Origin of the sequence: Flavobacterium sp. UBA4854 (assembly GCF_002399805.1) — a bacterium.
Lineage (GTDB): Bacteria > Bacteroidota > Bacteroidia > Flavobacteriales > Flavobacteriaceae > Flavobacterium > Flavobacterium ginsengisoli.
Window position 1 is genome coordinate 13,434 of sequence record NZ_DHEI01000107.1, and the last position, 11,476, is coordinate 24,909.

Sequence of the window (11,476 nt, forward strand, 5' to 3'; positions counted from 1 at the left end):
AAAAATCCAAATAGAACACTTTTGTTACGATTGGCCTTAAACTCATTCATATCCAATTCTAGTCCCGCAATAAACATGATATACAAAAGCCCGATTGTCGAAAATAAATCGACAGCAGAGTTTTTTGCCAGAATATTTAATCCGTGCGGGCCAATAATAACACCCGAAATAATAAGTCCGATAATTCCAGGAATATTGATCTTTTTTAATAAAATTGGGCAAAGCAGGATTATAAATAGTATTAACGAAAAAATTAATACTGGGTTGCTTAGAGGTAATTCGAATTCTTGTAATAGATGTCTGAAAAATTCTATCATATGGTAACTTTATCTTCTTGTGGCATTAACATTTGTAAAAAGACATTTCAGAATTAAAACAAAATTCCAGGAAGTATTAATATTAAGAGCCAAGCAATGCGCCTCGTTCTTCTACAAAAATACCGAAAAAACACTAACTTTTTACGGAAAGTGCATATTAAGGTTTTAAATTTATTTCGTTGCCGAATTATTAAATTTTAATATTTTTTTTAACAAATACGCAAGATTAACACTCAAAAAGAAATCATCATTGCATTATTCGATTATCTTTGTCTTAACAAAAATTGAACAATGGAAGAATGTATCTCTGTTTTTGATATGCTTAAAATTGGCGTTGGCCCTTCAAGCTCACACACTTTAGGTCCTTGGCGCGCTGCCGAACGTTTTCTAGAAGAGTTGAAAGACGAAGCAATTTTGGAGGATATCACAAGGGTAAAAGTCGATTTATATGGCTCACTTTCTTTAACTGGAAAAGGCCACGCAACAGATCTTGCCGTTATGCTCGGATTGAGTGGACAAGATCCCGAATATATTCCTGTCGAAGATATTGCTGGTATTATAAAAAAAATCGAAACCACAAACGAAATCAATTTGGGAAACCAAAAAGTGATTCCGTTCTTTTTTCTTCAAGACATTGTTTTCAATAAAGACTTTCTTCCGTTTCATGCAAACGGACTAAAATTTACGGCTTACAAGTCTGATGATTCTGAATACGAATCTACTTTCTATTCTATCGGAGGAGGATTTGTGGTAAAAGAAGAACGTACAAATGCTAAAGAAAAAAAGGCAATTAAATGTGCATTTCCCTACCCAATCCAAAACGCAGCCGAATTATTGAATTATACTATTACTGAAAACAAATCGATTTCTGAAATTGTATACGAAAATGAAATTTCGATGCGCCCAGAAGCTGAAGTGCATTCTGAATTAATGCGCATTTGGAATACGATGCTGGAATGTATGTATATTGGATGCCATTCTGAAGGTATTCTTCCTGGCGGACTTCACGTGCGCAGAAGAGCTTTTGACATGCACCAAAACTTAATCGGATTATCTAACTATAATGATCCGCAAAGCTGGCTAGAAGAAATTAGAAAAACCGAAGTTAAATTCCGCCAAATCTTAAAATGGGTTAGCTGTTTTGCACTTGCCGTGAACGAAGTAAATGCTTCTTTAGGCCGTGTAGTTACGGCTCCAACTAACGGAAGTTCGGGTGTAATTCCTGCTGTTTTAATGTACTACATGGTGATTGAAAACCATAATGCAGGCGAAAAAGAAATCAAACAATTTTTGATGGTTGCTGGCGAAATTGGCAGTATATTCAAAAAAGGATCAACTATATCTGCCGCGATGGGCGGATGTCAAGCAGAAATTGGCGTTTCGTCTTCTATGGCTGCTGCAGCTCTGTGCGAATTAATGGGCGGATCTCCTGCTCAGGTTTTAATGGCGGCAGAAATTGCAATGGAACATCATTTAGGTTTAACTTGTGATCCAATTGGCGGATTGGTTCAGATTCCGTGTATAGAAAGAAATACTATGGGCGCCATCAAAGCGATAAATGCTGCTGAATTGGCCTTAGAAACCGATTCTAAAAATGCTAAAGTCCCATTAGACAAAGTAATTAATACGATGTGGGAAACAGCAAAAGATATGAATTCAAAATATAAAGAAACTTCTGAAGGAGGTTTGGCAGTTGCCGTAAATATGGCCGACTGCTAAACTTTAAGTTATCAAGAATTCTACAAATTAATACTTATACATAAGCTGCATAATTATTTTATTATAATGTAAAACAGGCAATTTTGATTAGGATTTAAAGACCGAAAACTATTTTCTGTCGAAATATTCTACAATTGCTAATTCCTGTTTTACATTTATTCAATACTTTTACAATATCAAAAAAACATTAAAATGTCAGTAGCAAAAAAAGATTATAAAAGAATCACAACAAAGTCATTAATAGAAATGAAAAGCAACGGAGAAAAAATCTCTATGCTTACTGCGTATGATTACACAATGGCAAAAATCGTTGATACCGCTGGTGTCGATGTAATTTTAGTTGGTGATTCGGCATCAAACGTAATGGCTGGACACGAAACAACTCTACCTATTACTTTAGATCAAATGATTTATCATGCTTCTTCTGTAGTTCGCGCTGTAGAAAGAGGTTTGGTTGTAGTTGACTTGCCTTTTGGAAGTTACCAATCTGATCCAAAAGAAGCTTTACGTTCTTCTATTAGAATTATGAAAGAAAGTGGCGCTCATGCTGTAAAATTAGAAGGCGGAAAAGAAATCAAAGAATCAATTAAAAAAATATTACATGCTGGAATTCCAGTAATGGGACACTTAGGTTTAACTCCTCAGTCTATCTACAAATTCGGAACTTATAGTGTTCGCGCAAAAGAAGAAGAAGAGGCTGAAAAACTAATTGAAGATGCTCAAATGCTTGAAAAAGTTGGATGTTTTGCTGTTGTTTTAGAAAAAATCCCAGCAGAACTTGCTAAAAAAGTAGCAGAAAGCATTTCTATCCCAGTAATCGGAATTGGAGCTGGAGGTGGCGTAGACGGCCAAGTTTTAGTAATTCACGATATGTTAGGAATGAATAATGAATTTAGTCCGCGTTTCTTACGTCGTTACTTAAACCTTTACGACCAAATGACTAAGGCAATAGGTCAATACGCTGCAGATGTTAAGTCTAGTGATTTTCCTAATGCTAATGAACAATATTAGATTTTAAGATACTAAGGTTCTGAGTTGCTAAGGTTCTAAGTTTTTCTTTTAGTTGCAAAGGCTCAAAGGTTCAGAGTGACAAAGGCTCAATGGTCTAAAAAATCAAAAACTAATAATTGCCTCCAGCTTTAGCTGGAGGTTTGTATTTTGGCCCATTAAAAGGCTTTAGCCAAACAACTAAACAATTTATAATTTAAATTCCATAATCAGATAAATGAAAATAGTTTCCGATAAAAATAATCTCCAAATTTTACACGAAGACAATCACATTATCGTGGTCAATAAACGTGTAGGTGATATTGTACAAGGAGATAAAACGGGTGACAAACCTTTGTCTGATGTTGTAAAAGAATATATTAAAGCTAAATATAACAAACCAGGTGATGTTTTCTTAGGTGTCATTCATCGATTAGACAGACCTACAACGGGAATTGTGGTTTTTGCTAGAACGAGTAAGGCTTTGTCTCGAATGAATGAATTGTTTAGCAATCGTGAGACTAAAAAAACATATTGGGCTGTTGTAAAAAACAAACCAAAAGAAGCGAAAGCAAAACTGGTTCATTATTTAAAACGAAATGAAAAAAATAACACTTCTAAAGCTCATTTAAAAGAAGTTCCAGACAGCAAATTGGCTAGTTTAGATTATACCATAATCAAAGAACTTCAAAATTATACAGCATTAGAAATCAATTTGCATACAGGTCGCCATCATCAAATTCGTGCTCAATTAAGTGCAATCGGATCTTCGATTAAAGGAGATTTAAAATACGGAGCAGATCGAAGCAATCCTGATGGCGGAATTCATCTTCATGCTCGAAAACTGACTTTTGTACATCCGGTTTCAAAAGAGAATATTACAATTATCGCCCCTACTCCAGACGATCCAATTTGGAATGCTGTATGATTTTTATGATTTAATTGTTAAATTTTTAAATTTTATCGATTAACTTGCAGGGAGAAAAAAACAAGCTAATCGTAAAATGGACTTTAAAAGCGACATCGGATACCGAAAGGAAACTCTAAAAAAGTTATTGTATAATATTCAAAAAAGCGAAGATTTAATTGTAAAAGCTTTATATGATGACTTTAAAAAACCAAAGTTTGAGGCTGTTTTGACCGAAACTAACTATGTCATTTCAGAGCTTAAAGATGTTATCAAAAACCTTAACAAATGGGCAAAACCAAAACGTGTTTTTCCGTCACTGCTTAATTTTCCTTCTACCGATTATATTTACAAAGAACCTTATGGCGATGTATTAATCATTGCTCCTTGGAACTATCCTTTTCAACTTGCTTTGTGTCCTCTTGTTGCTGCTGTCGCCGCGGGAAATAGAGTTGTTTTAAAACCATCTGAACTTACACCTCATACTTCTGCTGTAATTGCAAAAATTATAGAAAAAACATTTCATGTTAATCATGTTGAAGTTTTTGAAGGCGGAGTTGATGTTTCTAATAAATTACTGGCGCAGCGATGGGATTACATCTTTTTTACAGGAAGTGTCGCTGTTGGAAAAATTGTTGCAAAAGCCGCAGCAGAAAATTTAACGCCAGTTACTCTTGAATTAGGCGGGAAAAATCCGTGTATTATTGATCAAACGGCCAATTTAAAACTGGCTGCAAAACGAATTGTTTGGGGGAAATTTATAAACGCAGGACAAACTTGCATTGCTCCAGATTATATTCTAATTCAGAAAAACATGAAAGTTAATTTCATTTCTTTTATGATCGAAGAAATCATAAAAGCTTATGGAAAGAAAATAGATAAATCTCCTGATTTTGCACGAATTATAAATACGAAAAACTGGTATAGATTAACCAATATGATTCAAGGCGAACATGTTTTATTTGGTGGAGAAAGCGACGCCAATAAACTTTATATTGCGCCTACTCTTCTTGAAGAACCAGATTTGGATAGCGCTGTTATGAAAGAAGAAATCTTTGGGCCTATTCTGCCAATTCTTGTTTATGAAAATGAAAATGATATTGAAAAGGTTGTAAGCCGTTATGAGAAACCTCTTTCATTTTACATTTTTAGCGAAAATAATTCATTTGCAAAGAAATTAATTTCAAAATACTCTTTTGGAGGCGGGTGCATCAACGATACGGTTATTCATTTTTCTAACAATAGACTGCCTTTTGGCGGTGTCGGGCATAGCGGAATTGGTGCTTATCATGGCAAACGAAGCTTCGATACATTTTCTCATCACAAAGCAATTGTAAAAAAAGGAAACTGGCTTGATTTACCAATGCGTTATGCGCCTTATAAGGATAAACTGGGGCCAATAAAACGAATTCTAGACTGGCTATAAATCAGTTAAAAACATTTCGGAATGTTTTGTAGATTTTTATACGGAATTGATTAAATATATTATATTTACGTCAAGATACCTTTCAAATATTACAAGTCTATAAAACAATCTTACATAAATGAAATCTACACTTGACCAAATTGAGGACATTAAAAAAAATGGCTTTTCCCTTGATTTTGCTACAGTTTTTAATCACGCCTTCGAAAATTATAAAAAAATAGCACTTTATTCTGGGCTTATCATTTTGGTGTTTTCAATTATTGCAGCTGTGGCTTTTATGGGCATAATGGTTGCCTATTATGGAGCTGAAGCAATCTCAAAAGATTTTATTCAAAATTTTGAAAACCAACAATTCACTACTATTCAGCTTGTAATTCAAACTGTTGCCGTTTCTATAGTTGCAGGAATAACAGCTCCATTTGGTGCTGGTTTTCTAAAAATGGCAGATTCTGCAGACAGAGATGTAGAATTTAATGTTTCTACTATCTTCACTTATTACAAATCACCATATTTCGGGCAAATTTTTGTAGCAGCCTTTATTCCTGCCCTTTTCGGAACTGCTATCGCCAATTTAATTGAAAGCGCAGGAATCATATTTGTTGGAAATGTAGTTTCATTTATGGTTTCTTACTTTATGTTTCTATCAATTCCGTTAATTGTTTTTGGAAACCTTGGGGCTATAGACGCTATAAAATCGAGCTTAATTATCGTTACAAAAAACCCACTTAATATATTTGCTTTTTTCATCATAGGTTTCCTTGGTTCAATGGTTGGTTTTATCGGTTGTTGCGTAGGGATTATTTTCACTGTTGTTTTTAATAGTTCAATGATTTACGCGACCTATTTTGCCATTTTTGGAACACAATCTGAAGATGAAGATTCAATTGATTCAATTGGAAAATACAATGTAGATTAAAATAGAAAATTCTTAATTTCAGAGAACTTAACCACTTCTTTTTAAGAATTTTCAAAACGCTATTTACTAAACCAACATACCCCCAAATTCTATGGCCGCAAACTGTAGTTTTTTCAATTTGATTCTTTCAGGAATTTCCACTGTTGGAAGTACCTTCGAATCGATTGTGACTAGGTGGTATGTATTTAATTCAGACATAATTTACTACAATAACCATAAGCTTTTTGTTTTAGGTTTATCGCTTTTTGCATTTCTGTCGCTTCTAGTTTACCAATTTTTTAGAATTAAAGCTAAAATTGGATACTTCATCGAAAAAAAGAAAGAACAAGATACCGTTGGCAGAGAATATCAGCTTTATATTTTATTTTTTGGTATTGCAGTTATTATTATTGAGATCATAAATGAGATCTTTAAAATTAGACCTAAAAGTCTATTAATAATCAATGTTCTAATTGGTATTTTTGTTCTTGTTATCTACACCATAACAAACAAAATTAAATGGGTAAGAGATCACATTCAACAAATTTTCATTTCTTCCTTCTTTGTTTATATCAGTTATGTTGCTTACAACATTGTTACTTTAAGCAGTGATGTTGTACCAATTATTGTCTTCCTGATTTCATTTTTCTTTTCTTACAACATACTTAAGCCTATAAAAATATACTGGCTTTTTGTTGCGTTAACATTTAGCTTTTTAATAGCAACAGTTGCATTTCAGCTAATTCCAATAAAATCTTCTATTTTATTAATCAATTTCTGCATCCTTATTTTCATCATAAACCAAGTAAAATATGCAGTTTTATTAGACAATAGAGACAATTTTAGATTTGCAAACGAAATTGTTCACAAAGGAAATTCGCTTACAATAGCATCCAACCAAAAAGGCGAAATACTTTTTTGCAGCGAAACCATAACCCCTATTTTAGGATATCAACCTGATCAGGTTATGGGTTTAAAATTCTGGGAATTGACTGAAAATTTAGAATCCAACGAAAAATTAAATCTTGTTAGAAATCAAGAAAACAAACTTTACATTAGGAAATTAAAAGCCGAAAGCGGTGAATATAAATACATTCAATGGAAAGATAAAAAATTCTCAGACGACTTAATTATTAGCATTGGACAAGACGTAACAGAACAAGTTATTGTTCAGGATCAATATAAAAATCTAATTGAAACGGCAACAGATATTATTTTTGAAATCGATGCTGATGGTCATTTTACTTTTATAAATGAATTTGGCATTTCTGCTCTTGGATACACTCAAAACGAAATAATCAAAAAGCATTATTCTAATTTCATTCACGATAACTACATCAGTAGTGCTGTTGACTTTTATGAAAATTTGGTGCTTAACGAAAATAATTATCCGATTATCGAAATTCCTATTTTGAAGAAGAATGGCGATGAAATATGGATTTCACAAAAAATTATTGTTCGAAAAAACGACTTAGGATTAACGGCTGGATTTTCTGGAATTGCGCGAGATATTACCGAGAAAAAAAACATCGAAAACGAGAAAAAAAGACGTCTTAAAAAAATTGAGGCCTATAATAATTCGACCAAAAAATTATCTACGACAGACTTTAGCAAATACGATGATTTAAATACGGTTATAGATTTAATCTTAAAAGAAGCCGCCTCTATAAGCAATACGAACCGCGTAAGTTTCTGGAAATACGACAATGATTTAATTACCTGCAAAAACCTTTTTAGCATAGACAATCAAAGTTTAAGCGATAAAAACATCTTAAATAAAGAATCCTATCCTATTTATTTTGAAACCTTAAACAACAAAGCCATTATTAACGCGCCAGACGTATTCAACAAACTGGAAACCTCTGAGTTTCAAAAGCTTTATTTTACAAAAAACAATATCAAATCGATGCTAGATGTGCCTATTTTCTTAACAGGCCAATTAGCAGGTGTTGCTTGTTTTGAAAGTACAGAACAAAAACGTGAATGGGACAATGAAGACATTAATTATGCGAGAACTATCTCTGACGTAATTTCGCTTGCAATTTCTTCACAAATGCGCTTAGAAGTAGAAAGAAAATTAGAACTTAAAAGTCAGCTCTTGTCTGCACTTTCTCTATGTACCGAAAAGTTTCTCTTGAGCAAAACTACTCATCAGATGTTTCAGGAAACCTATCAAATTATCGGAAAAGCAGCCAAAGTAGATCATATGTATTACTACGAAAAGGATCCGATTTACAATACTGTTAGTCAAAAATATAAATGGTCGCGTGAAGGTGTTGTCCATCAAATTACTCCTCTGCACCATATGACAGAAGAAAATCTTCAAGAAATTTATGATGTTGCTTCGCAAAGAAAAATTCTAAACACATTTACAAGAAATCTTAATGATGGTTTTTTCAAAAAACTACTTATAGATAATGAAATTCAATCGATCTTAATTCTGCCAATTTACATTAACGATTTATTTACTGGTTTTATTGGTTTTGACGACTGCACTACTGAAAGAAAATGGTCTGAAGACGAAATAAACATCTTTCAGGTATTGGCAAATAATATCTCATCTGCTCTAGAAAGAAACCGAAACGAAACTAAAATCATTGAAAGTGAGGAAAAATTTAAACTGATTGCAAACAACATTCCTGGCACAGTTTATCTATCAAAATTTGATGCCTTCTCTACCAAAATATTCTTAAACGATGAAGTTTTAAATCTTACGGGATATTCAAAATCTGAATTCATTGAAAATAATTTATCTTTCTTATCGTTAATTCATCCAGATGACAAAGAAGAGGTAATTAACAATCAAATCGATAATCTACAGCATGGAATGCCTTTGCATAATGTATATCGCATTCAACGCAAAAGTGGTGAGTTTATTTGGATTGAAGAATTTGGAGACGTAATTAAACGAGATGATGAAATTGAATTTGTTGGCGGAATTTATTTTGACATTACAAGTAAAAAAGAAATAGAAGACGCTATAAAAGCGAAACAGCTGGCTGAAGCGGCAAACAAATCAAAATCTGACTTCTTGGCTAATATGTCGCACGAAATTAGAACTCCTCTAAACGGAATTATTGGTTTTACACATTTATTAATGAAAACGGAATTGGAGGAAATTCAAGAAAAATACATGACCACGATTAACCAATCAGCTCATTCTCTTCTTGAAATTATAAATGACATTTTGGATTTCTCAAAAATTGAAGCAGGAAAACTGGAACTGTTTATTGATCTATATGATATTAAAAAAATTCTAGGTCAAGTTTTTGATTTAATTGTTTACGAATCGAACAAAAAAAATCTGGAACTTGAATTAAATATTGATCCTGATGTTCCCAAATATATCTGGACAGATATTGTTCGACTCAAACAAATCTTGATTAATCTGCTTTCAAACGCCGTTAAATTCACAACCGAAGGGTCTATCAAGTTAAACGTTTCGGTTTTAGAAAAGAACCATAACAACAATTGCGTGCTTCGTTTTGCCGTAATCGATACTGGAATTGGAATTCTTGAAAAAAATCAGAAGAAAATCTTTAAAGCTTTTCTACAAGAAGATAGCTCTACAACAAGAAAGTTTGGAGGAACCGGATTAGGCTTAACCATATCTAACCAATTGCTCGCTTTAATGGAAAGTCGTTTACAGTTGGAAAGCAAAATTGACGAGGGAAGTACTTTTTTCTTTGATTTAAATCTAAAAACAAGCAATCAAAGCATAAATGATAAATATAATGCCGAGCTTAAAAGTTTAAATATCAATCTAGATTCTGATGAGATCGAAACAAACGACAACAATATTACTTTTCTAATTGTAGAAGACAACAAGGTAAACATGCTACTTCTTAAAACAATTATAAAAAACTTATATCATAATGCCTTTATTTTCGAATGCGAAAACGGATACGAAGCCATTCAACAATTTGAAAAAATTAATCCAACTCTTATTTTTATGGATATTCAAATGCCAATAATGAATGGTTATGAGACTGCAAAAGCCATTAGAAATACCAAAAAAGGACGCGACATTCCTATAATTGCCGTTACGGCAGGCGCTGAAAAAGAAGAACGCAATAAATGTATTTCTGCCGGAATGGACGATTATATTTCTAAACCAATCATGAAAGGAACAGTTGAAGAAGCATTAGTAAAATGGCTAGGATGATTTAGTTTTTGAATCTCAGTTTGAGCCACAGCCTTAATAAATTGCTTTTAATAGAAAACAGAAACTGAGACTGAAAACTTAATGTTCCGATTGTGAAATTTATCATAAAAAATCTATAAATTCGTACAACGTTTTAATAACCAGATTAAAAAGAATTCAATATGAAATGGCAAGGCAGAAGACAAAGTGACAATGTAGAAGACAGAAGATCAATTTCTGGCGGTGGCAAAGCACTAGTCGGCGGTGGAGTTATCGGGATTATTATTTTACTGCTTAATGTTTTTGGCGGTGAAACAGGTCAGCAAATAGCGCCAATTCTAGAACAAATGCAAGGTGGACAATCCCAACAAACAGAAACTGCAGCTCCTCTAAGCGAGGAAGATAAAAAAATGGGCGAATATGTAAGGACTTTACTTGCATACAATGAAGATACATGGACAAAGATTTTTGCAGAACATGGCATGACCTACGAAAAACCAAAATTAGTTCTTTTTAAAGGCGCTGTACAAACTGCTTGCGGTGGAGCATCATCTGCTTCAGGACCTTTTTATTGCCCAGGCGACCGCAAAGTATATATGGATTTAGATTTTTTTGAAGAGTTAAAAACTAAATTTGGCGCAAAAGGAGGCGATTTTGCGATTGCATACGTTATTGCGCATGAAATTGGTCATCATATTCAAACCTTAATGGGAACATCTTCTAAAATGCGTCAAATGCAGCAAGGAAAAAGCGATGCAGAAGCTAATAAATTATCTGTAGCTTTAGAATTGCAAGCTGATTTTTATGCTGGAGTTTGGGCACACGATAACCAGAAAGATCTTGATGTGGGAGATATAGATGAAGCTTTAAGTGCTGCAAATGCTGTTGGAGACGATGCTATTCAAAGCAAAATGCAAGGACATGTTGTTCCTGATTCTTTTACTCACGGAACTTCAGAACAAAGAATGTATTGGTTTAAGAAAGGTTTTACAACTGGAGATATTAAACAAGGAACTACATTTGAAGACATTAGATAATACATAAAAACCAAATAATTACCAACCAAAAAAGCACAACCCTA

The 11,476-nt window shown here is 33.3% G+C and carries 8 protein-coding genes; 7 read left to right on the top strand and 1 reads right to left on the bottom strand.

Annotated features, from left to right (window positions below; translation table 11 throughout):
• On the bottom strand, positions 1–317 hold a 317-nt coding region (locus B3J44_RS15895), incomplete at its 3' end, for a cation:proton antiporter (RefSeq protein ID WP_286969599.1).
• A 291-nt stretch (positions 318–608) separates the two neighbouring features.
• Between B3J44_RS15895 and B3J44_RS15900 the strand changes: the two genes are divergently transcribed.
• From B3J44_RS15900 to ypfJ, 7 genes are all read left to right on the top strand, one after another.
• A complete protein-coding gene (locus B3J44_RS15900) occupies positions 609–2,036 on the top strand; it encodes an L-serine ammonia-lyase (RefSeq protein WP_198856429.1) in 1,428 nt (475 codons plus the stop codon).
• Between the two features lie 192 nt (positions 2,037–2,228).
• Entirely contained in the window at positions 2,229–3,047 is an 819-nt protein-coding gene (gene panB, locus B3J44_RS15905) for a 3-methyl-2-oxobutanoate hydroxymethyltransferase (RefSeq protein ID WP_198856430.1), read from the top strand.
• Between the two features lie 214 nt (positions 3,048–3,261).
• A complete protein-coding gene (locus B3J44_RS15910) occupies positions 3,262–3,951 on the top strand; it encodes an RluA family pseudouridine synthase (protein ID WP_278020905.1) in 690 nt (229 codons plus the stop codon).
• Positions 3,952–4,027: 76 nt separating this feature from the next.
• Positions 4,028–5,356 carry an aldehyde dehydrogenase gene (locus B3J44_RS15915; RefSeq protein WP_286969605.1) on the top strand — a complete coding sequence of 443 codons (1,329 nt, stop codon included), beginning with the start codon at positions 4,028–4,030 and terminating at the stop codon, positions 5,354–5,356.
• A 118-nt stretch (positions 5,357–5,474) separates the two neighbouring features.
• Positions 5,475–6,272 carry a hypothetical protein gene (locus tag B3J44_RS15920; protein ID WP_286969607.1) on the top strand — a complete coding sequence of 266 codons (798 nt, stop codon included), beginning with the start codon at positions 5,475–5,477 and terminating at the stop codon, positions 6,270–6,272.
• A 166-nt stretch (positions 6,273–6,438) separates the two neighbouring features.
• Positions 6,439–10,416: a PAS domain S-box protein gene (locus B3J44_RS15925; RefSeq protein WP_286969608.1), complete on the top strand. Its 3,978-nt coding sequence runs from the start codon at positions 6,439–6,441 to the stop codon at positions 10,414–10,416.
• Positions 10,417–10,577: 161 nt separating this feature from the next.
• On the top strand, positions 10,578–11,432 hold the full coding sequence (ypfJ, locus tag B3J44_RS15930) for a KPN_02809 family neutral zinc metallopeptidase (protein WP_278020901.1): 855 nt from the start codon (positions 10,578–10,580) through the stop codon (positions 11,430–11,432).
• Positions 11,433–11,476 lie beyond the last annotated feature (44 nt).